Consider the following 24,467-nt stretch of genomic DNA (forward strand, 5'->3'; position numbering starts at 1 on the left):
GTTATTGTCGCTTGCTTTTTTATTCAGGAGCCTAAGTTTGTTTGATTCAAAATATATTGTTCTCAGTTTGGTTATTTTAGGTCCGATTCTTCTTAAACATAGGTTTTATCTTTTGGAGCACAAAAGGAGAAATCGAATATTGGGAAGGATGATTCACAATCTAATCACAGTCTTATTTATTTTTCTTTTGATTGGAATCAGTTTGAATTTGGTTAACAAATTTTATCAGATAGGGAGCTATTCAAACTTATTTATTTTATCTGTATTTATAGTTTTCTTGGCAGAATTTGCCTTATCTCTTATAAATCTGATTTTATCAAAGGTTTTTAAATTGTCTTTATGGTAAAGGTTTATAGGTTAATTGGCATTATTATTTTTTCGGCAATTCTGATAGTCTGTTACTTTTTGGAAGTTTCCAAGAAAGAATCTAACCCTGAACAGTACAAAGTTTGGAATGAAGAGTCAACTCTTGATGAAAGCGATTTTTTATGCAGACCTCCATTTTATGAAGGAAAAGCGGCTGCAAGAATTTCTTGCAAGTATAGAATATATGAAAAACCAGAGGTAAAGGTGACTGTAATTGTTGATCGATTTAATTCATTTATTCATAAACATCATGTAAGCGATTACTTGATCAGACACGAAGCATATCATTTAAAACTTGCTCATTTTTTTGCAAAAGAGATCAACCAATCTATCAAAGGAAAAAGCCTTACCTATTCCGAAGCCTATCAATATTTGCAAGACAGAATCCAAAGAGACAAGCAATATCAAAAAATATATGATCGAGAAACAAATCATAGCCTCATAAAGCCTAAGCAGAATTATTGGGAATACAAGATTGATTCAATGTTGAACAAATCCATTGACTTTCCAATCTTTCAAGAGACAGAAAATATTGAAGTATATTTCCCAGAAAAACCTAAGATCCTAGTAGTTTCTATTGACGATGAAAAATATAATGGTTATCTACTTGATAAATATGATGTTAAGTTTTGGATAGTTGATATGGCATTTTACAGTAATGATACTCTAACCATTGAAAATTATTTTGTTAATATCCTTCATGCAGGAGGGCTATCAGACATAATTGTAAATGGAAATTTACCTCACCTTAAAGCAATTTTTGAGTCCTATAGCCAAGATACCATAGGAAATGAAATAGTTTTAGACAAATTACTACTAGGAAAAAACACTTCCTTTTGGCTAAGATTTAGATATCCAATAGTAATAGAAAATGAAGAAGTTTATAAAAGAATGGGAGATCAATTCTTCAACTCGTTTGAAGTTATTGATAAATGAAAAATAAACGTGCTATAACATCACTTTGGATACAGCGGGCGGTTCCGAGTAAATTGAAAGTTTAGTTTCTTTAAGAAGCTAGGAGTAGGCTGGAAGAGAACGGCTCCGAATGCCCGCCGTCTCCAAGCTGAATCACGTTCTGCTACACTTTGGAATATAAAACCTATTTATATTTTTTCCCATCTAAACAACTCTTTTGTTCCATTATTCGTTAACTTTACGATATGGAGAAAAAAAGAAGACTGATTTTCTATAAGGACTATTTCAATGACTTTTTTGACAAGCTTCCTGAAAAGGTGAAAGGCAAGATCGATGAAGTACTTTATATGATTATGGTTCTTGAAAGAATTCCAGCAAAGTTTTTCTCCCATATGACTGCTTATGATGGACTCTATGAAATACGGATAGAGTATAGCAGCAATATTTACAGGATATTTTGCTGTTTTGATGAAGGCAGTTTGATAGTGCTGTTCAATGGATTTCAAAAAAAGTCACAAAAGACCCCTCAAAAAGAAATAGACAAAGCCCTAAAAATCAAAGCCGAGTATTTTGAAGAAAAGAATAAACAAAATAAAAATGGAAAAAAGTAGCTCAATTACAACATTCGAAGAACACCTTGAAAAAAGGTATGGGCAAGAAGGCGAAGAAAAAAGAATGGCTTTTGAAGCAAAGGCTAAGGCTTTTGCAATTGGCGAACTCATAAAAGAAGAGCGAAGACTTTCAAATATGACACAAGAACAACTTGCCACAAAAACAGGGACTAAGAAAAGCTTTATCTCCAGGATTGAGAATGGGAAAAGTGATATTCAACTTTCAACACTTTATCGAATATTAGAATTAGGATTAGGTAAAAAAATCTCATTCACAATAGAATAAAAGCGAAGCACACACATCACCTTGGATACAGCGGGCGGCCCCGAGTAAATTAAAAGCTTAGTATTTTTAAGAAGTTAGGAGTAGGCTGGAAGGGAACGGCTCCGAATGCCCGCCGTCCCCCTTGGTTCAAGACTTAGTCTTGGACCCTTACCCTCACAGTCTTGGACTGCTAATTCTTCTAAAGTCTTAGACTTTAATTGACAAAAGTTCCGGATTCTAGGGCTTTTTTGGATTTCTATAGGTGAAATTACCCTGTACGGGGTATTTTATGGGAGGGAGGAAATGGGTAGGTTTGGTAATTAGTAAATATCAACAATATTGTTGATAGCATGCCAACTTGAAATGCTTTCCGCTATTGTGGAAAGTAATTGTTGGTGGTCAGGCTAAAAACGGCACAATGCAAATCAAATGACACCAAAAGATATTTTACAGAAATGGATTGACGCATTTAACAAGGCAGACTTAGAAACAATTTCAGATTTATATGCTGATAATGCTGTCAACCACCAAGTTGCAAACTACCCTGTTGTTGGCAAACCTGCAATCAAGGAAATGTTTAAAGGAGAATTTGAAACAGCCGAAATGACCTGTATCCCTGAAAACATTTTTGAAGACGGGGAATGGGCAATTTTAGAATGGAGGGACCCAAATGGACTGCGAGGTTGTGGTTTTTTCCAGATTAAAAACAATAAGATTGTATTTCAACGCGGTTATTGGGATAAACTCTCATTTTTGAAACTACATAAATTGCCAATTGAATAAGGAAATGAAAAGCAAAATTATCTATCTTCTGATTGGACAAAAAGGTAGCGGAAAATCCTTCATTGGAACTTTGATGGAAAAGGAGTTTGGGATAAAATTTATTCGAGTAGAAGATTGAGCCTAAAATTCCCATCGCATTTATGCGGTGGTTTTTTGCCTTGTATAAGAGGGTAGGGGCTTCAGCCGAAAATATTTCGACTAAAGTCGCTAAGCATTCCCTTTCCGCCTCCGACCACCGGCTAAAGCACGGTGGAAATTAGTCAGCCATGTTCGAAGCATTTCCCTTCAGTCCCCAACTCATCAATTAATCAATTCCACAATTAAACCTTTTCCGCGCAAATAAAGCTTCGCTTTTGGATAAAAATAAAGATCGGCCTTTCAGGCCTCGTGGTTGGTGGGTATGCCTTTAAATCCCAGACTTCCGTGAACTCCAGTCTGGGCTATCACAGGGCAGCCTTTCAGGCTTAAATATGCCTTCAATTAATGTTTTCCCAACTTCACTAATAACTAATAACTAATAACTACTCACTATTCACTTTTTCATCCTTCCTCCTTCATCCTTTCTATATCCCTTCCCTGTTTTTGGCGAAAACCTTAATTCACCATTGACCTTCCTGCGGCCAAAAAATACCACCGCCATCATCCATAAATCCCTGGGTTACACCCAGGGCTATTCAAAGTTCGATCACTTCGTGATCAAAAGCACCCTTCATAGTTTTATGATAAAAATGAATGAGCAAGTTTGAAAATTGGTCAGACCTTTTAACCTTTAACTCCTTTTTACTATTAACTTTTAACTACTCACTATTCACTAAAAACTATTCACTATTTTCCTCCCGTATACGCCTCTTCTCATCCACGGCCCACCATCCTCTTTCCCGTATCCACTTACCCCTCAGCCGTGCAATGGCCTTTGATTTACGATGACCATGGGTTGCGGCGCATGATGGTTTGAGAAAATTAATGGTTGATTACGCGCCTTACCCATGGCTACCAACAGGCAGCCCCCTTGGGGCTTCTAATTCAACCTTCCTCCATCATCCTTTTCATTTTACCCTTAACAACCTACCCTCATCAATTCATCAGTTAATCAATTACACAATTAAACTTTTTCCCCGCAGAAAAAGCTTCGCTTTGGATGGATGGTCAGAGGATAAATAATCTTAGAATGGGGCCAATTTTTGCCACGGAGTCACGGAGAAGCAGGGAAGGGGTTTGATGAATTGGTTCGGTTGCCACCGCACTATTTGTACATGATGGAAAATTAGTTGATAAGTGCTTTTTAATCTAAAATCTTTAATCAACAATCTGAAATCTAATTGTGCCGTAGGCACATCCCATTGGTAACCAAATAACGCCAAAGATTCCCAACCGTCCTGTAGGGAGGGCCCATTAGGAACCGCAATCCGGTAGGAGTGCCGTAGGCACACCTCTGCGATCTTAAAAGGGCAATAATAGAATTTCGGCTATAGAATAAATAGTGAAGCATAAGAACCCTTCCTTTAATCTTTATTTTTCTTTGCGTGAAAAAAGCTCCCTCGTTTCCCACGGGATGACAAGGCAAAGCCTTCTTCTCTCTTGCCCGTCAAATTCGCTTAACGCTTAACGCTTAACGCTTAACGCTTAACATTTAACTCTTAATTTTTCACTCTTCACTAATAACTCTTCACTATTCACTTTTTCCTCCCTCATCCCTCACCCTTCATCCTTTTCATTTTACCCTTAACAACCTACCCTCATCAGTTAATCAATTAAACAATTCCACAATTAACCCTTAACTCCTTTTCACTAATCACTATTCACTCATAACTATTCATTCTTTCCTCCTTTTACGGCCTCAGTCCAAAAAAAGCAGTTTTTGAAGGAATGCAGTTTTTTTTCTGATTGAAACCTCGATCTCTGTGGAATCTTTCATCACCAATATCCCTCCCTTGCCACGACTGTAACTTTTGATGTAATCCAAGTTGATTAAATGTGAATTGTGAACTCTACAAAAATCATAATGGACTAAAATTTTCTCAAATTCTTTGAGCGTTTTGGGTACAAGAAGTGGTGGGGAATTTTTGAAAAAAACCTTTGTATAGTTGATGTCACTTTCACAGCGGATGATGTCCTTGATGGATATGAACTCAAAGCCATTGAGAGATGGAATGGCAAGTTTGGGATTTTTCTGGCCTGAACTGGAAAGGTTATGCAGCAGCAGATCATATTGGGATGGCACCGTAGATTTTACTTTGTCCATTGCTACCTGCAATTCATTGGGATCGATGGGTTTTAAGATGTAATCCACAGCACTGAATTTCAAAGCTTTCAAAGCAAACTGGTCAAAACCGGTGACAAAAATAGTTTTGAAATCTTTAAATGGACATTCTGACAAAATATCAAACCCTGATTCATCACCTAGTTTGATATCCAAAAAAACCAAATCCGGCCTCAACGCGACAATCTTTTCAATTGCTGTTGATTTTGATGTAGCAGTTCCCACAACTTCTGCCAACTCTGAAAACGACTTGTTGATGGTATCAGTCAACAAATCCAAACAGTGTGATTCGTCATCTACTAAAAATGTCTTGATTTTCACGGTTCTTCGAGGATATAGGGCAATACCATGTTCACTTGAGTGCCCGGTTGACAATTTATAAAATCCAATCCAGTTTTGGTATGGGTCAATTTGCTGATGATGTCAAGCCGCTCTTTGATCAACCTGGTTCCATAAGACTTTCCATCTTTTGGTTGTTTGGATTCAGAAAACCCTTTACCGTTATCCAATATGGTACAGATCAGGTTTGCTTCCTGCTTTTCAATCTGGACTCTAATTTTTCCGTTCTCAGCATCGTTTCCGAAGCCATGCCAAATGGCATTTTCTATCAAAGGCTGTAAAATCATCGGCGGAATCAGCACTTGGTCGGGATTGATTTCAGCTGACAAGTGGATTTCATAGGTAAAGCTGTTATTGAGTCTGCCCCGTTCCAGATCCAAATACGCGCGCAATGCCTTCAAATCTTCATTCAATGTGATGTAATTTTCTTGGGAATTTTCAAGTGTACCCCGCATCAATGAAGCAAATTTCCCTAAATAAAAATCAGCGTCATTCAAGCGCTCTTTCTTGATATAATCACGAATGGCATTTAATGAATTAAAAATAAAATGAGGATTCATTTGTAAGCGATGGAATTTCAGGTTGGTCTCCGCAACATATGCTTTGAATATTTCATGCTTATGCGCCAATTGGGCCTTCCTTTTCTTCTGGATAACCATAATAAAACCAAAGGCTGCCAACAGAATGAACCCTGAATTGGCTATGGCAATGTTTTTTATTTGACGTTGGAATTCCAATTCATTCCTGATCAACTCATAATTTTTTTCAGCTTCATAGCGTTCTTCTAACCGGGCATTTTCTACCCTCTTTTCTTCCCCGATTATGGAGTCCCTCAGTGAGATGTAATTGGTGTAATTTGTCAGGGCCTGTTGAAAATCACCTTTTTCTCTGTCAATTCTTGCGCGGTAATCATAGGCTTCCATTTCCCATTTCTTAGAACCGAACTCATTAGCCAAGAAAAGTGATTTATCATTATGTCTATAAGCCTGTTCAAAATCACCTAACTTGGCATAAATCAATGAAAGTTGGTTGGAAGACAAGGTTAGAAGATCCTTATTGTTTGAGGCTTCTGACCAGGTATTTACCTTAAGGCCATATTTCAAGGCTTTTTCATATTCTTCCAGCTTGGTATACCCTGTACATTTAAGTGAATACAGGTGGTGTTCGGAAAATTCATTTTTTGATTCCAGTGATTTCTCCAATCCCAAATCAATAAAATAAAAAGAAGAGTCATAATGGTCCAGACCCATATAGGAACTTGACAGGTTGATGTAGGTAAATATTTCCTCTTGGATTTGGGGAGTGGATTGTAACATTACCAGTTTCTTTTTCAAGAAGAAAACTCCCTGCCTGAATTCTTTCAATTCATTGTGTGCGGCAGCAATGTTGCCATATAGGGCAGCCATGTACAGCTGATTACCCATTTTTTCAGCATATTTCAATGATTCAAGCCAATATTGCACTGCCAAATTATAATTGGAAAGGTAGTAGTTCACATTCCCCATGTTTTTAAAGGCATCGGCTTTGGTCTTGTTCACGTCCGTAGATTGGGCTATATCAAGTGCTTCTTTGGCATAAAACTCTGCTTTGCGTACATCGGAATAAATGTAGGTTTGGCCAATCTGCACCAACACCCTCACCTTTGTGGTGTCGTGTAAGTCCCTGCTTTCAAGTATATTTTGGAGAGAATCCAAGGTGGAAGTTTGGGCAAAGACTTGACAATTGGCCATCAAATTAATTCCAGCAAAAGACAACAACAGGAAAAAAGAAAATGAAATTGAATTTCTACTGAAATAAACTGGATAAAGGGAAGTCATAAAAACTAAAATAGGTTGATAAAATTGATTTAGCTAAAATCAAACTACTTTTTTATGAATATAAGTATCATTTTTTAAAGTACAAAAAATAATTTAAACCCAACGTACAATAATGTTTTTCCACAGTTAATAATTCTAGGTTTAATCTGATCTAATTTCTTAATAGATTTAAAATCAGCACAATTAGCTTATATATTAATGGATAGTTTTTTTGACCGAAGACTTAAAAATGACGCTTCAACTGAAATTTATAACCTAAAAAAATTCTATTATGAAAAACTATTTGGTTTACTCATTGATTTGCATGCTTCTCCTCACTTCATGCAGCAAAAAAATTGATGCAACTAACGAGCGAACGCTCCACCTTTCTGTGCAAAAAATGTCAGCTTCTATGAATGAAGATCAACAGGAAGAGTTTATGGATGCTCTTCAGACTGTAGGGTTCCATTACTTGTTTGAAGGTGAAGATGCCATGTTTAAAGCGCTTCATAAAAAAACCGCAAAACAGATCATTCAATACGCCAAAAAAATCGAAGAAGAAGATGAAGTTGAATTATTCGCTTCAAGTCAAAGATTGGATGCTACAGACATGCATACACTGATCGGTTCGATAGAAGCATCTTCTAAAAAATTATCCTGGAGCGAACGGAATGATTTTGAGAATGCGCTCCAATTTATGCAACAGACTTATATGTATAATGAATCAGAAAGTAGGTTCCTAAGGAGGTTTCATAACAAAACACCAGGAGAGATAATCAATGAAGCCAATAAAATTGCCGGAAATTCCCCGATGAAATCCTCCCGCAGTGCTATATGGGATATTCCCAATAAGGAAAAAAAAGCAACTGTCAAAAAGAAACCTTGGGAATAATGTTCCTCTGACTTCAAATATCCTATCATCAAACCATCTCTAAATACTTTATCATGGAAAATCAAAACATACCTAAACCTATTGCAGCTGCCAGCACAGCTTCAACAGCTACCATTGCCGACGAGGTAAAGAATTTCTACAAAAATGATTTCAAAAATCTATTTATCACCGTTCTAACCAATCCCATAGACGGGATTTACAAAATTTTCAAAAACCCCGGTTCTGCTGCTTATAAGAACTCTTTGATTTTGTATAGTTCTGTTTTTGTGTTCTTTTTGGTTGGAATTTATATTCTTGTAGGTGAAGGAAGGAAAAGTTTGGAGTTTATGGACTTTATGAAACTTAGCCTCATTCCCATAATCTTCATGTTTACCATTAGCCTTTTGGCTTTTGGTATAAAATCAATTTCAGGAAAACCGGATTTTAAAAATGAACTTCAAACCGGAGCGATTTCAGGTATTCCTGTGGCTTTATTGGTTCCAGTACTTTTCATTATAAAAACCACAAATTCAATAGAAAATATCTTTGCTTTGACACGGTTTCCCACTGAGATGGGGATTTTTGGCTTTATCTTCCTTCTTTATCTGATTTTGATGTTTATCAATGTCTTCCAACAGTCCCTGAAAGCTTCGGGTACCAAAGATGCCATTGCATGGTACATTTCCCCCCTTGCCATATTTGCAGCCTTTTACATCACTGTCAAAGTCATCCAAGGCATCTTTTGATAAAAAATCATAAATAACTTCAAACTACAAAATAAAATTTATGGGAGTTTTCTTAGTAATCGGAGGCATCGCACTTGCCTATTTTGGTTTTAAAAAGAAAAGTGCTTTTGGACAAAAGCCTGTGGGTCAAATGTCAATGAATGAAGTCCAAAATGCCGGTTGTAGCGGATATTTTAAGATGATGATGATAGTAGGTGGAATTGGACTTGCTTTGGTTGGGCTGATTTTCATGGCAATGGATTCCTGGATGTAAAGGGAAGAAACGCCACTCGTATCATCGGTCTGGATAAAAATAAATGCCGAGTGCTGTCCAAGTAGATGCAAAGCCAATGGTTTTGCATCTACTAAGTGGAAAATTAATAAGAATTTAAAGAGAATACCAACACTAACTAAAAAGCTAAAGGATGAAATACCTGGTTTGCATACTGTTTATACTTCTTTTTTCAAACGGATTGAGTTTTGCTCAACAGGAAAATACAGATCAAAACGTCTAAAATCAGTAAAAAAATCGCATGATGAAAAAAATACAGAATTATTTAATAACACTATTGCTATTATTTATTATGTCGGGATGTGTCAATGAAGATGACAATCCGCTGAACAATTTAAACAATTATTTTACCTTCAAAATCGACAATAGGGATGTAGAATTTAAGGGGTTGGGTATTGGTATGATAGGAAGTGGAGAAATTGAAGGAACAAATGCCCATTCGTTTGCCCTTTCGGCCTTGAAATCGCTGAATTCAACAGATGATAACAACTTCTTTTTTTTGTCTTTTGCCGATGAATCTCCAGATCTTCGGTTAAACCATACCTACAGCTTCAATTATGAATCCCTCTATGTAGACCCTGACGTGGATCCAGATGGCTGGGCACTGGCCAACGTCGGCTTTGTAACCTACTATGTAGATGACAATGGGGTACAATATACCGCTACGCCGATCTCAGATTACGATTCCTATGGCAAATCTACCGAATATACGGTGCGGTTTACTTCCATCAATACCACTTCAGTGGAAGGGATTTTTTCAGGTAAGTTCTACAATGACGAATTTGATCAAATGGTCACCATCACCGATGGAAGATTTCGGTTGTTCAATGCTTTAGGCATGGGATAAACCTTCTTTTTTTGTCACAAAATTTCAAAATAAACCTTCAACTTCAATTCCAATCAATTTGATATGAAAACCTATCTTCATTATTTCTTAATTTCATGCTTTCTCCTTTTGCTTTCCTGTTCTGAAGATTCAGCGTTCAGTGATATGGACTATCACTTAAAAATGAAAATAAATGGCGTAGAAAGAGCTTACGAGACCGGTACCATGCAACTTACCAACGTGCGGGACGGAGGTACCACCTATTACCAACTGAATATCATTGGACTTGATGATACCTTTGGCAGAATAGATGTAACGGTCAATGACGCAAAGCCAATAGCAGCTGGTGTTTTTAATTCTGAAAACCTAAATCCAGCAGCTGATACACCTATGGCTGGTTTGATGGTCAACGAGGAAGGTGGTTTTACAAATGTTTACGCGAACTATTTTGGCACAGGTTTCCCCAATCATGGTGCCGTAGTCAATATCCCCGAATACAACCAAACTTTTGTGGCCGGGACCTTTTCGGGAAAAATATCTTTGCGTGGCAATGACGAGGTGTTGACCATTTCGGAGGGTACATTTAAAGTGCGAAGACCGAACTAACCCAAGCTCCTCTCTTGATGAGAGGAGGTTTTATTATTTTTTCCAGCCCTTGTTAGTATAATACTCCCCATTTGTTGGACTAAAAGTGAAAAGGGGCTCTTTTGATATAATCCGGATTTACAATACATTTTGATGAATTATATAAACGCAGCACAAACGCCAATCCTGTCCTACCAAAACCGACAGACCAAGGTGTAGCCCTGGGATTATGGTATAGTGGTGGGTATTGTAAGGTCTGAAGGCCGTCCTAAAAAAGATCGGCCCTTCAGGCCTCCGGCTCGGTGGGTATTCCTTTAGAAATCCCAGACTTCCATAAATTCCAGTCTGGGCTATCACAGGACAGCCTTTCAGGCTTTAACACGCAGCCAACCAAGGCTAACCTCACTTCATTATTCAGTGTTCGATATTCAATGTTCGAAATTCGGAATTATCCATGAAGGAAAAGTGACAACCAAATTTAGGCAAAAACACCTTTTCACTCTTCACTACTCACTATCCACTATTCACTCTTCACTCTTCACTCTTCACTCTTCACTAATCACTAATCACTCTTCACTCTTCACTATTCACTATTCACTATTCACTCTTCACTTTTCACTTTTCACTAATAACTTTTCACTCTTCACTAATAACTATACACTCACTTTCCCTTCCTAAAGTCCATACTCACTGAATTGATACAGTATCGGATGCCGCCCTGGTCTTTGGGACCGTCGGGAAATCTATGCCCAAGATGGCTTCCGCATTTGGCGCAAAGGATTTCTTCCCGGATCATAAAATGGGAATAATCCATCTGAACTTCAATGGCTTCCTTCCGCACAGGTTCGGTGAAGGAAGGCCAACCACAACCACTGTCATATTTGGCAGAGGAATGAAATATCTCGTTGCCACAGGCCTTGCACTCATAGATGCCGGTATCTTTATTGAGGTAATATTTGCCTGTAAAAGGCCGCTCGGTGCCTTTCTCCCTCAGTACATGGTAACTGTCTGGGTCCAGCTTGTCCCTCCATTCTTTTTCCTCTTTTTCCAGTGGGTATTTTTTTTCGCTCATGTTGTTCTGCTGTTTTATTGAATAAACCCATTTAGCCTCTTATGGTTCGTAAATTACTATTACCATGGGTTGCGGCGCAAAACGGTTTGTGAAAATTAATGGTTGATTACGCGCCTTACCCATGGCTACCAATAGGCAGCCCCCTTGGGGCTAATAATACACCATAGCCGATCTCCTCTGTCTGTGTCCTCATAGATCGAAACAATACCAGTTTGGGTTTTGCACCGCCCCGGTCTGTGTCTCCACAGGCCGGAATATTACCTGTTTTGATAGTATAATGTTCTGCGAGAACTCGTAACATGGCTTTGGCCTTTTAATCCCTACAATATAACCACAGATGGCACAGATCTACACAGATAAAGCTGGATGTTTCACGTTGTTCAACATGACAAGGCAAAGCCTTCTTCTCTCTTGCCCATCAATTTCGCTTAACGCTTAACATTTAACCCTTAACTCCTTTTCACTATTCACTCTTCACTATTCACTCTTCACTTTTCACTAATAACTACTCACTCTTCACTTTTTCCTCCCTCATCCCTCATCCTTCCTCCTTCATCCTTTCTATCTCCCTTCAAAAACCAACTTCTTCTTAGCCCCTGACTTGATCAAAGATTCATTCATCAACTGCAGCCTGTACTCTCCATTGGCAAACATTTCCGCCTGATCTGAATACCAAGGGGAAAAAAGATTGCCGCTTTGACCGGTTGGCAACACGGATTCCGAAGCTTCTACATTGGCAAAATCCAAAATAATACGCATAGCCGGACCGGATTTGACATGGTAGACTCCTGCGGGATTCAGCTTGAAAGCCAGCTTATTGACAGATTCTTCATTGGCCTTCACGGCAGGAGCCTTGACATTGAACAGCCTGTCCAATGGTTTTTGTGCACCCAAGGGATGCGGATGCTCCAGCACCACCACTTTTTCCCAATGCCATTTGTTACTGTCATCGCCTAGCTGGGATGTAAGTTCTTCAAGGGTTTTTTCCAAAGCCCGACTGATGATCTCCCTTCTGCCTTCTTTTTCACTTGTGCTTACATTGTCCCACCAGGGTGAATTCTCTGTCTGAATCAAGTTGGGTACACTTCTGATGTAAAGGAAAGTTTCCAGAAATTTATCAAACCATTCCTCACCCAACTCATCGGCCATCATGCCATGGAGGGTATGGTACAGCCACTTGTAATAAATGGTGGGGGAGATGCTCTCAAGTTCATGGTTTCCGTCCCAGGCCGCCAACTGGCTCATGGCTTCCCTGTGCTGATCGATTACATCAAGATCGCTGGCCTCAATCATGCTTCTCACAACCTGTGGATGGCTTTCATTGATGGCTTCCAATTGCAGGTCCTTGATGTTGTTCTGGTTCCAGTCTTTGCGGCTGCTGATCGTTTTGGCTATCCTGTTCCATCTTTCCCCCGGATAATAATACCCCGGGAAGAAAGTGCCATTGCTCAAAGTGTCGGGCTGATTGTTGGCCGAGGCAACAAATCCGCTCGGAGGATTGATGCTCATGGGGTTTTCTTCAAAGGGCATCCAACCTAATGGTTCATCCTCCGGATTGCTGCCATCCAAAAACAACTTGGAATTTACATGTTCCGGACGGATAGGAAGCTTGGCTGTTGCCCACCAGGCAATGTTACCGGATTTGTCGCCATACATCACATTGAGGCCAGGTGCATGGATCAGACGTATCGCATCTTCAAATTCCTGTATGTTTTTGCTTCGGGCCATTTTCCAGGTGGCTTCCAGTGCTTTGGTAGGTTCCAGGACATACACCCACCAGGAAGCTACAGGCTTGGTCGTAATTTCCCCTATTTCAGGCAAGACCTCATTCATGATCGGACCATGTATAGAGGTTTTGACCTCAAAACTCACCGGATCCATTCCTTTGACAGGGATCTTTTCCTCCCTCACTTCTATGGGCCTTAATTCATCTCCATAGATGGTCTGTAGAGGGTTGTCCGAGGCCAGCCTTTCTTCAAAAAAGTCCTGATCGTCATTTTCAAACATGGTCAAACCCATGCTGTGATGCCTGGTATGTCCTACCAGACCAAAAGGCAATCCGGCCAGGTGATTGCCATAATAGCTGAAATCAGGGTACTCTATATGTGCTTCGTACCAGACAGAGGGTTGGGAAAAACCAATATGTGTATCATTCAGGAAAAGTACTTCTCCCGAGGCAGTCCTGTCCGGGCCTATTACCCAAGCATTACTGCCTTCCAGAAGTGGTACGGGAAGCTTGGCCAACATGGCCTGCAAGGAAGATTGATCCAGTGAAATCTTCTGGTCTTCCCCTCTCTCCGGATACTGATTTGGGATTACATGATGCTCAGGAAGGGTATGAACAGAGAGTACTTCCAGATATTCCTGTCCAAGGTCCCTTGCGATTTTGGTGACCAAAGGGTCTGTTTTCATGGCCATGGCAAAAGTAAAGGACATGTAGCCAACTATGCCATGCATGTCTTCTATGCTATAAGGCCGGGGCTGATGTCCCAAAAGGGTGTATTCCAAAGGAAGATTTCCTTTTTCTATAAAATCATTGACTCCCTGAATATAGGCGTTCACCGCTGACTGTATGTCTGAAGGACCTGACTTTTCCCATTCTTCAGCACTCCATTTGGCATGTTTGGGAATGCCCAAGGTTCTGAAAAACTTGTCTACATCAAGCAGGTCTTCACCAAGAAGTTCAGCCAAGGTGCCTGTGCCGACCCTGCGCATCATTTCCATTTGGAAAAGCCTGTCCTGGGCATGAACATAGCCCATAGCCCTGTAGGCATCTTCAGGATTGGAGGCAAAAATATGGGGCACTCCATAGTCGTCAAAATACACCTCAGTATCTGAAGTCATGCCTTCCAACTCAATGGTTCCTGAGTATTTTGGGCTAAAGCGGTATTTTACCACCTGAAACCCTGCCACTACCACAAAGAATAAAATGATAAGGATAAAAACGAGTTTTTTCATAATTGGAGGTCAATTGGGTAAGCTGCTTCCAATTTAAAGTTTTTAATGGACTGAAAGATATTTGCCATACAATTTTCTACTAATACAATTGAATTTTTGATTTTCAAAAATTTAAACTTACATTGAATTACTTTTAATCCACTAAAAATCAAATTGTTATGGCTATCCGAAGAATTAAACCTTTATCGACAGAACAAAGCAGTCCCGTAGCTTCATCTGCTCCAGAAATCCAAACCTCAGCTCAGGTATCCACCTTAACTGATGTGGTCTATGAAATTGAGAAGTTTCACCTCACCGTCAATACCCATATTGCAAGCTCTTATGAATCCGTAAAAAAATATCTGGGATTCATGGATTTTATTGCAAGGCCTGCTTACAACCAACTGGTGAAATTTTACTCCGCTGCAGCGGAAAACCTCAAAAAACTGGAAGAGCTCGCCTTCCTTCCCGGTGCAGACGAAGACATCAGAAATACCCTGATCGCCATTACCAATTACCTCAAAAAGGAAAAATCACTGATTCCCAGAACATTTGGAGGAATCCTGAGCCAGACCGATAGGGCATACATTGTCCATGCGCAGCTGATGAAGCTGAATGTTTCCAATAAAATCAGCTTCAAGGACTTCCCACACAATTCTACCGTGATTTTCACTGTGGTAAATGTGCTCGTATTGATTTTGGGAGAGAAACTGGTAGGCTCACTGGCCAATACCTCCGATCAACTTACCGAGCAGTACCTTTCAGCAGATAGGAGTTATTTGGGCCAATTCGAACAGGTAGCCAACACCTCAGGTCCAAGATTTATTGAGGACCAAATGGCTGAGACTGCCGCCAAACTGGGAGGCTTTGGTGATATCAATTTTCACCAAAGTCCCATTTATGATTGATTTTCTTCAATGGCCTGAAGGATGATTTGGCAGGCTTCCCGGATCTGTTCTTCGCTGATGATCAGTGGAGGGGCTATGCGCATGGCATCATCACAGAACAAAAACCAGTCAGTGATCACGCCTTTTTCTATGGCGCTGTCAATGATAGGCTTCAGCACCTCGAAGGACTCAAACTCCACTGCCATCATCAATCCTTTGTTTCGGATGCTTTTGATCATAGGATGGACGAGCAAGTCCCTAAAAAGATGGGCCTTTTTTTCAACCTGATCCAGCAGGTTTTCTTCTTTGATCACCTCTATAGTGGCCAAGGAAGCAGCAGAGGAAACAGGGTGTCCTCCAAATGTGGTGATATGGCCTAGAAGGGGGTTGTTTTTAAATACCGCCATAAGCTTTTGGTTGGCGATAAAGGCACCAATGGGCATGCCGCCCCCCATTCCTTTGGCACAGACCAGAATATCCGGTTGGATGTCGAAATGTTCGAAAGCCCAAAATTTACCGGTCCTTCCGAATCCTGCCTGTATCTCATCCAGTATCAACAAAGTGCCGGTTTCATTGCATTTTTTTCGCAAAGCCTGAAAGTATTCCTTGCATGCTACCTTGATTCCTGCCTCGCCCTGAATGGTTTCTATGATGACAGCAGCAGTATCTTCGGTGATTTCATCCAGTTGATAAAAGCTTCCATAGACAATATTTTTCACACCCGGAAGCAATGGTCTGTAGGCCCTTTTGAATATCTCATTTCCTCCCACTGAGAGGGCGCCTTGGGAAGATCCGTGGTAAGCGTTGACGCAACTGATGATTTCCCTTCTGTTGGTATACCTTTTGGCAAGCTTCAGGGCACCTTCCACTGCTTCACTTCCTGAATTGACCAGGTACACATTGTCCAGCTGATCAGGTAGGGTTTCGCACAATGCCTTGGCCAGTAATGTCTGTGGACTTTGTACATATTCACCATATACCATCAGGTGGAGGTACTTATCCAACTGATTTTGTATGGCTGCGATCACTTTTGGATGTCTATGGCCCACATTGCTGACCCCGATGCCGGAGATCAGGTCCAAATATTTTTTACCTTCAGGACCGTACATGTATACGCCCTCAGCTTTTTCTATTTCTATCAAAAGAGGAAAATCTGTGGTCTGGGCCAGGTGTTGAAGGAAAAGTTGTCGGTTGTTCATTTTTAATTTTTGTCAATATGCGTATTTATACTGATGGCAGATTTGTATCCGGTATTACTCTGATGAAGGAAGAATTCCCTGGTTTCAAAAGGTCTCTGATACCTTATCCTTCCATGCAGTTCAAATGAAATTTTTATTCTTGGATTTAAAATTACTCACAATTACTATTAACTGATAACTATTCAATTTTTTCCTCCCGCAGATTTCGCTGATTCCGCAGACAAGGCTGCGCCTTTGTATAAAATTAAAGATCGGCCCTTCAGGCCTCGTGGTTGGTGGGTATGTCTTTAAATCCCAGACTTCCGTGAACTCCAGTCTGGGCTATCACAGGACAGCCTTTCAGGCTTTAACACGCAGTCAACCAAGGCTGACCTTACTTCATTATTCAGTGTTCGAAATTCAATGTTCGAAATTCTGACCTACTTCATTATTCGATATTCAATGTTCGATATTCGATATTTAGTAATTCCTTCAAAAGGAACCGAAACCCAATCACTATTCACTCCTCACTATTCACTCCTCACTATTCACTGATCACTATTCACTCCCCACTTCACCCTTCCTCCCTCATCCTTCATCCTTTTCATTTTACCCTTACCCACCTACCCTCATCAGTTAATCAATTCAACAATTCCACAATTAAACTTCTTCCCCGCAGATTTCGCTGATTCCGCAGACAAGGCTGCGCCTTTGTATAACAATAAAGATCGGCCCTTCAGGCCTCATGGTTGGTGGGTATGCCTTTAAATCCCAGACTTCCGTGAACTCCAGTCTGGGCTATCACAGGACAGCCACTCAGGCTTAAATTTGCCTTCAAATAATTCTGACCTACTTCATCATTCGATATTCAATGTTCGATATTCGAAATTAAAAAACGTCCAAAATCAAAAATCCGCCCAACACACCATATTCTGCCCGACTCCGCCCAGATGACTCGGTCGGATTCATCCCTCATCCCTCATCCTTTCTATATCTCACGCCCCTGTTAGTGTCTCCACTTGTCATTCCCTGAAATAGGTTGACCGTTTTTAACCCATAAACTAGATGTTAAAAACAGGAAAAAGGATTAATTCCCACAGAAGATTTTCTGAGGAATTTAAGCGTAAATTGGTTGATGATTATGAGAAAGGAGTGATGTCTGTTGTTCAGATAGAACGTTTTTATGGTATTAGGAATGCTCTTATTTACAGATGGATTTACAAGTATTCGACCTACAATGAAAAAAATATCAGGATAGTTGAGATGAAGGATAGTCAAACTAATAAGCTTAAAGAACTTGAAGAAAAAGTTAAAGAGCTAGAAAGGGCAGTTGGACAGAAGCAGATCATGATTGATTACCTAGAGAAGATGATTGATCTGGCCAAGGAGAACTATTCGATTGATATTAAAAAAAACTCCAACACCCCACTCTCTGGTGGTTCCAATCCAACCAAAAAATGATGAGCTATTCACTTAGCGAACTTTATCGGACTGTTGGGGTGAGCAAGCAAGCCGTTCATCAGGCTAAGAAAAGACAGGAGTCTTTTGATAAGGAGCTTTCAGAGTTAGTTGTATTAGCTGATCAGCTCAAGGAAGAACACCCTGGTTGTGGGGTTGAAAAGATGTATTATACATTGCGCCCATCCTTTATGGGAAGGGATCAGTTCTGTGAGATTTTCATGGAATTAGGTTATGGAGTCAAACGTGTAAGTAATTATCATAGAACTACTTATATCGGGGCTTATATTTATCCCAACCTGATAGAGGGGATGGAAATAAAAAGACCATTTCAGGTAATCCAAAGCGACATAACCTATTTTCACTTAAACGGTGAGCATTATTATTTGGTGTTTATCATTGACGTTTATACCAGATTGGTAGTAGGATATGCAGTCAACGATCATCTGAGGACAGAAGGAAATACAGCGGCTATGAAAATGGCTCTCAAGATAATGAATTACCGGTCTTGGGGCTTGATCCATCATTCAGACAGAGGATCCCAGTATAGTAGTAAGGAATATACTTGTTTACTAAAAGAAAACCATATTCACATCAGTATGGGAACAGTTGCATGGGAAAATCCTTATGCTGAACGAATCAACGGAATTATTAAAAATGAATACCTCAAAAGATGGCAGATTAAGGACTTAAAAGACCTGAAGAAAAAAGTGGGAAAAGCAGTTGAACACTACAACACAAAAAGACTACACAGAGCTTTCAAAATGAGATTTACTCCTATGGGATTTTATCAAAAATTAGTACATTTATCTGCCCAAGAAAGACCGACGGTGATTGTTTATACCGAAGGAAAGAAAAACTTCGAAGGGGCGTCGAGCCCCTACGAAGTTTGCCCAAGAGAAGAACCTCTGGCTCATGATTGCCCGATGAAATTACTTAATGAATGTTGAACCAAACGGTCAACGCTATTTAGGGAAGTACAACTAACAGGCCTCATCCTTCCTCCATCATCCTTCATCCTTTTCATTTTACCCTTACCCACCTACCCTCATCAGTTAATCAATTCAACAATTACACAATTAAACTTCTTCCCCGCAGATTTCGCTGATTTCGCAGACAAGGCTGCGCCTTTGTATAAAAATAAAGATCGGCCCTTCAGGCCTCATGGTTGGTGGGTATGTCTTTAAATCCCAGACTTCCGTGAACTCTAGTCTGGGCTATCACAGGACAGCCTTTCAGGCTTTAACACGCAGTCAACCAAGGCTGACCTTACTTCATTATTCAGTGTTCGATATTCAATGTTCGAAATTCTGACCTACTTCATTATTCGATATTCAATGTTCGATATTCGATATTTAGTAATTCCTTCAAAAGGAACCGAAACCCAATCACTATTCACTCCTCACTATTCACTGATCACTATTCACTCCCCACTCATCCGCCTTCTTTGAACAGGAGCGAAGCTTTATATTTTCCTGAACCTAAAGAAAATACCCAGGGGCAGTTTTTTGTCGAACCTGTCTACCAAATACAGCTCACCATGTTCGGCATTATGCACTTCCTTAAAGTTGGAATTGACCAAGTTGGCAGCAATAATGGAGCTGAAGCTCAGGGAATACATATTCAGGATCAGGAAATGATGATCAGGCTCCAAAAGTTCCGCGCATAGCTTTAGCATTTCATTGATCTGCTCTTCCAAAATCCACTTTTCCCCATCCGGACCTCTACCGTACGCTGGAGGATCCAGGATGATTCCATGGTATTTGTTTCCTCTCCTGACTTCTCTTTTGATAAACTTCATGGCGTCATCTACAATCCATCGGATTCCATCCTGTCCTGAGGATTCCATATTGTGCTTGGACCAAGTGACTACCTGCTTTACCGAGTCCAGGTGTGTGACATCCGCTCCACAGGCTTTGGCGGCTACAGAAGCGGCTCCGGTATAGGCAAAAAGATTCAGGACTTTCGGGTTTTTGACCGGCAACTTTTCAAGTGTATCGCCTATATAGTCCCAATTTACAGCCTGCTCAGGAAACAAGCCTATATGCTTGAATGAGGTCATGGCCAGATTGAGCTTAAGTTTGAGCTTGTCCGATCCCTGATATTGGATCTGCCAGTTGTGTGGAATCCTCTTCAGTTCCTTCCATAGGCCTTTTTCAGGATTGTTTTTCTCCTTGGCAAAGTGTGCATGGGCCATTTTTCTCCATTCACTTTCAGACATGCTTTTGTCCCAGATGGCTTGGGGTTCGGGGCGGCTGAGGATGTATGGACCAAAGCGCTCCAGTTTTTCGAAACCTCCGGTATCTATCAGTTCGTAATCTTCCCAATGCTGTGGGCTTAGTGACAAAATCGTTTCCTTCATGCTACAAAAGTAAAAATTATTATTGGAGTCCCTTTTGGTTTATTTTTAAAGGAATTATTTGCAACTTATATTCGGATTTAAAATAACATGATTATCCGAATCTTTGCATGTCGAACCTTAAGAACCAAACCTTCAACTCTACTATTAACTGTATATTGAGACCTTTGGGGGTGGGACGAATTTCGACCGGGCCAGCGCAGGCCTTGAGCGTGGATAGAGCCTGTCCCGATTTTCTCGGGAATTCGAAATTCTTGATTTTTTGGCTACTTTTTCTTCAAAGCCTGTCCCGAAAATCGGGAGAAAAAGTAGCTTCATAATCAAATTTTGATCAGAATTTAGCAGTAAGAACTAGTTCAAAACGATAATTGGCTAAGTCCAATTATGCGGATACTCATAAAAAAAATAAGAAAATGAGCGAATCGATGAAAGTGATGCTGTTGGGATTATTCGCAATTTTATATTTCCCAACCTTTGGACAATCCGTTTATACCATAAGACAAAGTGACGTGGATATGGGAAGGGCTTTCCGTTTCAATCCAAAAAGTGATGGCGTCAAGGGAACCCCTTTTCTGTATGAGGAAGCTCCCAAAGCGAAAATCGCCCTGAAATCAGGCAAAATTTATGAGGAAATCCCTGTCAATATCCTTCCTGAAAAGGATGAGATCTATATTCAGACGGGGGACATGGAAGATGAACCTCTCTTGCTGAAAAATTGGGAATGGTTGGAAACATTGGAAGAAAATCCGAGACTGTTCAAGCTGGTTTATTTGGAAGGCAAGGAAAGGGTAGTGGAGATCCTCTATGAAGATGGTAGGGACAAATACATCGCCCTGCATAAAAAGGTACTGGTGCAACCCACCCAAATCAAAGATGGCTATACCGGACCACAATATGAAAACTACAGGGGAGATACCCGTTTTTACAAAGTAAATGGTCTTTCTTCAAAAGAATTTAAAGGCAACAACAGCGGAATTAAGGAGATTTCAGGCAATAAATTCAGTTCAGTGCGCAATTACATCAAACAAAACAAAATCAAAACGGAGCAGTCAGCAGGAATGAAAAAGGTGTTGGCCTTTATTTTTGAAGGAGCTTAAGCCTCATAGCCACTTCGCAAGCAATTTTTCACTGTTGTACCATAATTTTTCCCGCATGCTTTTGCTGTTTGCCGCTTTGGAAGCTTTGGCAGGCTTGGATTTTTTAAAATAAGAACCGTTTTGGGAGGAAGGGATATTGTTTTTGGCCAGAAAAATGCTGGTTTCAGCACCCTGTTCCGCGGTAATCATAAATGGTCTCGCCAAGACCCAAAAGACCTTGAATATCCCGCCCGCCTCACTGGCAAAGTTGGTTTTGACTACTCCTGGATGGAGGGAAAAAGCCTGAAGTCCCTGCTCAGCATATTTTTCATAAAGGGATTTAGTGAAGAGGATATTGAACAGTTTGACATTGGCATAGGAAGTAAAGGCACTGTAGCTTTTTTTCTCATAATTGAGGTCCTCGAAATTCACATTGGCAGCATTGTGCGCCTCTGAACTTACATTGATGATTTTGGGATTTTCGGCTTTTAAAATCCAGGGCATCAGTTTGTTGGTCAACAAAAAATGTCCGAGGTGATTGGCAGAAAATGTCAGTTCAAAACCGTCATCAGTGACAGTTTTTTCGTGGAATATACCACCTGCATTATTGATCAGCACATCGATTTGGCTGGACTTTTCCTGTATTTCCTTGACGGCCTTTACTACGGAATCCATTGACGCCAAGTCCAGATGGATAAATTCGGCTTTGCTTTGCTGGTCCTCAGGAAGTGATTGGATGGTTTTTGCTGCTTTATCAGCGTTTCTGGCCAGGAGAAACACTTTATCAAAGTGAGGGATAAGTTTTTGAAGTGTAATTTCCCCAATTCCGGAGGTTGGACCTGTGATGGCTAAATTCATGATTGCTTGGTTTGTCTTACCATAGCAACTCTATTTCTTGTGATAGGTTTTATTTCGCAAAATATATTTACTGGCCTCATTTGGGTATTTTTTTGTATTTTCGAAGCTATAATATTTCAAAAATTGCAAAAAAATAGAAACTCAGATAGTGCTATTCTTTTGTTTGGGTATTGAAAATCAAAGTATTGTACGAAACTCAAAAACAAGTAAGTGGGAAAATCACGATTGCCTGAGAAGCCATTTATTGATATAGAAAATGTCCTTAAGGACAAAAATCCGGGACTTCACAAATGGATGCCGGGCTTTGTCCTATCTTATTTGAAAAGAATTGTCCACGAAAAGGACATCAATCAGGTGATGGCCAATATAGGCCACCTCCAGGGAATGGATTTTGTCAATGCGCTGGTGGACGAATTTGGAGTGGAGGTAACCTTGACGGGTGAAGAAAACATTCCATTGGATAGGTCTGTGATATTTGCCTCCAATCATCCTTTGGGTGGTATGGACGGGATTGCTTTTATGTACGCCCTTGGAAAATACAGGCAGGACATTCGTTTTCTGGTCAATGACATTCTTACCAATATCAAGAATTTTGAACCTATGTTTGTACCTGTCAATAAGCATGGTGCCAACAGCAGGGAAGTAAGCAAACTGATAGAGGAAACTTATGCGGGTGAGCATGCGGTATTGGTTTTCCCGGCTGGGTTGGTGTCGAGGAAGCAGACAGGAGGGGTAAAAGACCTGGAATGGAAGAAAAGTTTTATTTCCAAAGCAAAGCGATACAAGAAGGATATTGTGCCGGTATACATCGAAGGAAAAAACTCTGATTTTTTCTACAACCTGGCCAGGTTTCGTAAACAGTTGGGGATCAAAGCCAATATTGAAATGTTGTACCTGGCTGATGAAATGTTTTCCCAAAGAGGCAAAAAAGTAGTGATTCATATAGGAAAACCAATTTCTTACCAGTATTTTGATAAATCGAAAACGGAAAATGAATGGGCTGAAGAGGTAAAAGAGCTGGTTTACCAAATGGCCTAAATATAATCTTATGCAAGCAATTATACCTGCGATTGACAAGGACCTGTTGAAAAAAGAGCTTACGGCAGATAGGTTTTTGCGCTATACCAATAATGGCAATAACCACATCTATCTGGTAGATTACTATCAGGCTCCCAACACTGTAAGAGAAATCGGAAGGTTGAGGGAGCTGACTTTCAGATCAGCAGGTGGGGGTACAGGGCTTTCACTGGATTTGGATGCCAATGATACGGATGAAAATTGCTATCAGCAGCTGATCACCTGGAATCCTGAAGATGAAGAGATCGTGGCAGGGTACAGGCTGATCCATTGCAAAGATGCAGGTAAAGACAGTCATGGCAATTATAACCTATCTACGGCCCACCTTTTTAAATTTTCGGAAACTTTCAAAAACGAGTACCTCCCATATACCATTGAATTGGGCAGGTCTTTCGTCCAGCCAAAATACCAGCCCAGCATAGACAACAGGAAGGGGCTCTTTTCCCTGGATAACCTCTGGGATGGGCTTGGCGCTGTGGTCATGCTCAATCCGGACGTCAAATATCTTTTCGGAAAAGTGACCATGTATCCTCATTTTCACAAGGAGGGTAGGGACCTCTTGCTGTACTTCATGCATCATTATTTTCCGGATAGAGAAAACCTGGTGAGGCCACATGATCAACTTTTGTTGACTTACCATTATGACACGAGTGATCTGGAAAAACTGTTTGCAGGCGTAGCATATAAGGAGGGTTATAAAATACTGAATTCAAAAATCAGGGCTTATGGTGAAAATATCCCGCCTTTGATCAATACCTATATGAACCTTTCACCCACCATGAAGACTTTTGGCACAGCGCTCAATGATGAGTTTGGGGCAGTGGAAGAAACAGGTATTCTGATCACCATTGATGACATCTACGACAGCAAAAAGCACAGGCACATCGAAACCTTTGAAAGAGATAAGGGGTTTGGAACTAGATAAGATTTT

23 protein-coding genes are annotated in these 24,467 nt (G+C 40.3%); 15 read left to right on the forward strand and 8 right to left on the reverse strand.

What is annotated here, in order from left to right; translation table 11 throughout:
* The first annotated feature begins 339 nt into the window (after positions 1–339).
* From EGN73_RS02265 to EGN73_RS02280, 4 genes are all read left to right on the forward strand, one after another.
* A complete protein-coding gene (locus EGN73_RS02265; protein ID WP_219286705.1) occupies positions 340–1,302 on the forward strand; it encodes a hypothetical protein in 963 nt (320 codons plus the stop codon).
* A gap of 224 nt (positions 1,303–1,526) precedes the next feature.
* Complete coding sequence (locus EGN73_RS02270) at positions 1,527–1,892, forward strand: type II toxin-antitoxin system RelE/ParE family toxin (protein WP_219286707.1); 366 nt, start codon at positions 1,527–1,529, stop codon at positions 1,890–1,892.
* Entirely contained in the window at positions 1,879–2,178 is a 300-nt protein-coding gene (locus tag EGN73_RS02275; RefSeq protein WP_009186765.1) for a helix-turn-helix domain-containing protein, read from the forward strand. The genes EGN73_RS02270 and EGN73_RS02275 overlap by 14 nt, the downstream gene beginning before the upstream one ends.
* A gap of 408 nt (positions 2,179–2,586) precedes the next feature.
* Positions 2,587–2,940 carry a nuclear transport factor 2 family protein gene (locus EGN73_RS02280; protein ID WP_219286709.1) on the forward strand — a complete coding sequence of 118 codons (354 nt, stop codon included), beginning with the start codon at positions 2,587–2,589 and terminating at the stop codon, positions 2,938–2,940.
* Positions 2,941–4,777: 1,837 nt separating this feature from the next.
* On the opposite strand, the gene EGN73_RS02285 is transcribed toward EGN73_RS02280, so the two are convergent.
* Both EGN73_RS02285 and EGN73_RS02290 read right to left on the reverse strand, forming a co-directional pair.
* Positions 4,778–5,521 (reverse strand): LytR/AlgR family response regulator transcription factor, encoded by a 744-nt coding sequence (locus tag EGN73_RS02285; protein ID WP_219286711.1) that lies wholly within the window; start codon positions 5,519–5,521, stop codon positions 4,778–4,780.
* Positions 5,518–7,269 (reverse strand): histidine kinase, encoded by a 1,752-nt coding sequence (locus EGN73_RS02290; RefSeq protein WP_219286713.1) that lies wholly within the window; start codon positions 7,267–7,269, stop codon positions 5,518–5,520. Before EGN73_RS02290 ends, EGN73_RS02285 begins: the two co-directional genes overlap by 4 nt.
* Positions 7,270–7,627: 358 nt before the next feature.
* Between EGN73_RS02290 and EGN73_RS02295 the strand changes: the two genes are divergently transcribed.
* The 5 genes from EGN73_RS02295 (at position 7,628) to EGN73_RS02315 (ending at position 10,655) form a co-directional block, all read left to right on the forward strand.
* Positions 7,628–8,227 carry a DUF6694 family lipoprotein gene (locus tag EGN73_RS02295; RefSeq protein ID WP_219286715.1) on the forward strand — a complete coding sequence of 200 codons (600 nt, stop codon included), beginning with the start codon at positions 7,628–7,630 and terminating at the stop codon, positions 8,225–8,227.
* A gap of 53 nt (positions 8,228–8,280) precedes the next feature.
* Positions 8,281–8,952: a hypothetical protein gene (locus tag EGN73_RS02300; protein WP_219286716.1), complete on the forward strand. Its 672-nt coding sequence runs from the start codon at positions 8,281–8,283 to the stop codon at positions 8,950–8,952.
* Between the two features lie 40 nt (positions 8,953–8,992).
* Positions 8,993–9,205: a hypothetical protein gene (locus EGN73_RS02305; RefSeq protein ID WP_219286718.1), complete on the forward strand. Its 213-nt coding sequence runs from the start codon at positions 8,993–8,995 to the stop codon at positions 9,203–9,205.
* A 262-nt stretch (positions 9,206–9,467) separates the two neighbouring features.
* On the forward strand, positions 9,468–10,070 hold the full coding sequence (locus EGN73_RS02310) for a hypothetical protein (RefSeq protein WP_219286720.1): 603 nt from the start codon (positions 9,468–9,470) through the stop codon (positions 10,068–10,070).
* A 63-nt stretch (positions 10,071–10,133) separates the two neighbouring features.
* Positions 10,134–10,655 (forward strand): hypothetical protein, encoded by a 522-nt coding sequence (locus EGN73_RS02315; RefSeq protein ID WP_219286723.1) that lies wholly within the window; start codon positions 10,134–10,136, stop codon positions 10,653–10,655.
* Between the two features lie 640 nt (positions 10,656–11,295).
* On the opposite strand, the gene msrB is transcribed toward EGN73_RS02315, so the two are convergent.
* The 3 genes from msrB to EGN73_RS02330 all read right to left on the reverse strand — a co-directional run bounded on the left by msrB (position 11,296) and on the right by EGN73_RS02330 (position 14,664).
* A complete protein-coding gene (msrB, locus tag EGN73_RS02320; RefSeq protein ID WP_219286725.1) occupies positions 11,296–11,706 on the reverse strand; it encodes a peptide-methionine (R)-S-oxide reductase MsrB in 411 nt (136 codons plus the stop codon).
* A 115-nt stretch (positions 11,707–11,821) separates the two neighbouring features.
* Positions 11,822–12,007 carry a hypothetical protein gene (locus EGN73_RS02325; protein WP_219286726.1) on the reverse strand — a complete coding sequence of 62 codons (186 nt, stop codon included), beginning with the start codon at positions 12,005–12,007 and terminating at the stop codon, positions 11,822–11,824.
* Positions 12,008–12,267: 260 nt separating this feature from the next.
* Positions 12,268–14,664 (reverse strand): penicillin acylase family protein, encoded by a 2,397-nt coding sequence (locus tag EGN73_RS02330; RefSeq protein ID WP_219286727.1) that lies wholly within the window; start codon positions 14,662–14,664, stop codon positions 12,268–12,270.
* A gap of 158 nt (positions 14,665–14,822) precedes the next feature.
* Between EGN73_RS02330 and EGN73_RS02335 the strand changes: the two genes are divergently transcribed.
* Positions 14,823–15,551: a hypothetical protein gene (locus EGN73_RS02335; protein WP_219286728.1), complete on the forward strand. Its 729-nt coding sequence runs from the start codon at positions 14,823–14,825 to the stop codon at positions 15,549–15,551.
* On the opposite strand, the gene EGN73_RS02340 is transcribed toward EGN73_RS02335, so the two are convergent.
* Complete coding sequence (locus EGN73_RS02340) at positions 15,542–16,729, reverse strand: aspartate aminotransferase family protein (protein WP_219286729.1); 1,188 nt, start codon at positions 16,727–16,729, stop codon at positions 15,542–15,544. The two genes, EGN73_RS02335 and EGN73_RS02340, sit on opposite strands and share 10 nt — an antisense overlap.
* 1,044 nt (positions 16,730–17,773) lie before the next feature.
* Between EGN73_RS02340 and EGN73_RS02345 the strand changes: the two genes are divergently transcribed.
* Both EGN73_RS02345 and EGN73_RS02350 read left to right on the forward strand, forming a co-directional pair.
* Positions 17,774–18,169: a transposase gene (locus EGN73_RS02345; protein ID WP_219286731.1), complete on the forward strand. Its 396-nt coding sequence runs from the start codon at positions 17,774–17,776 to the stop codon at positions 18,167–18,169.
* Complete coding sequence (locus EGN73_RS02350) at positions 18,169–19,116, forward strand: IS3 family transposase (RefSeq protein WP_219286733.1); 948 nt, start codon at positions 18,169–18,171, stop codon at positions 19,114–19,116. Before EGN73_RS02345 ends, EGN73_RS02350 begins: the two co-directional genes overlap by 1 nt.
* A 515-nt stretch (positions 19,117–19,631) precedes the next feature.
* Here the strand turns inward: EGN73_RS02350 and EGN73_RS02355 are convergent.
* Positions 19,632–20,528, reverse strand: coding sequence for a class I SAM-dependent methyltransferase (locus tag EGN73_RS02355; protein WP_219286734.1), 897 nt, complete (start codon positions 20,526–20,528; stop codon positions 19,632–19,634).
* A gap of 410 nt (positions 20,529–20,938) precedes the next feature.
* On the opposite strand from EGN73_RS02355, the gene EGN73_RS02360 reads away from it, so the two are divergent.
* Positions 20,939–21,622 (forward strand): hypothetical protein, encoded by a 684-nt coding sequence (locus EGN73_RS02360; protein WP_219286735.1) that lies wholly within the window; start codon positions 20,939–20,941, stop codon positions 21,620–21,622.
* Positions 21,623–21,625: 3 nt separating this feature from the next.
* Here EGN73_RS02360 and EGN73_RS02365 read toward each other — a convergent pair whose 3' ends face one another.
* The gene (locus EGN73_RS02365; protein WP_219286736.1) at positions 21,626–22,459 is read right to left on the reverse strand and encodes an SDR family NAD(P)-dependent oxidoreductase; all 834 of its coding nucleotides are present in this window, start codon (positions 22,457–22,459) and stop codon (positions 21,626–21,628) included.
* Positions 22,460–22,669: 210 nt separating this feature from the next.
* Between EGN73_RS02365 and glsA the strand changes: the two genes are divergently transcribed.
* Together glsA and glsB are read left to right on the forward strand one after the other, a co-directional pair.
* Complete coding sequence (glsA, locus tag EGN73_RS02370) at positions 22,670–23,497, forward strand: lyso-glycine lipid O-acyltransferase GlsA (protein WP_343207070.1); 828 nt, start codon at positions 22,670–22,672, stop codon at positions 23,495–23,497.
* A 10-nt stretch (positions 23,498–23,507) separates the two neighbouring features.
* Entirely contained in the window at positions 23,508–24,461 is a 954-nt protein-coding gene (glsB, locus tag EGN73_RS02375; RefSeq protein ID WP_219286738.1) for a glycine N(alpha)-acyltransferase GlsB, read from the forward strand.
* Positions 24,462–24,467: the final 6 nt, after the last annotated feature.

Origin of the sequence: Arthrospiribacter ruber (assembly GCF_019343195.1) — a bacterium.
GTDB lineage: Bacteria > Bacteroidota > Bacteroidia > Cytophagales > Cyclobacteriaceae > Arthrospiribacter > Arthrospiribacter ruber.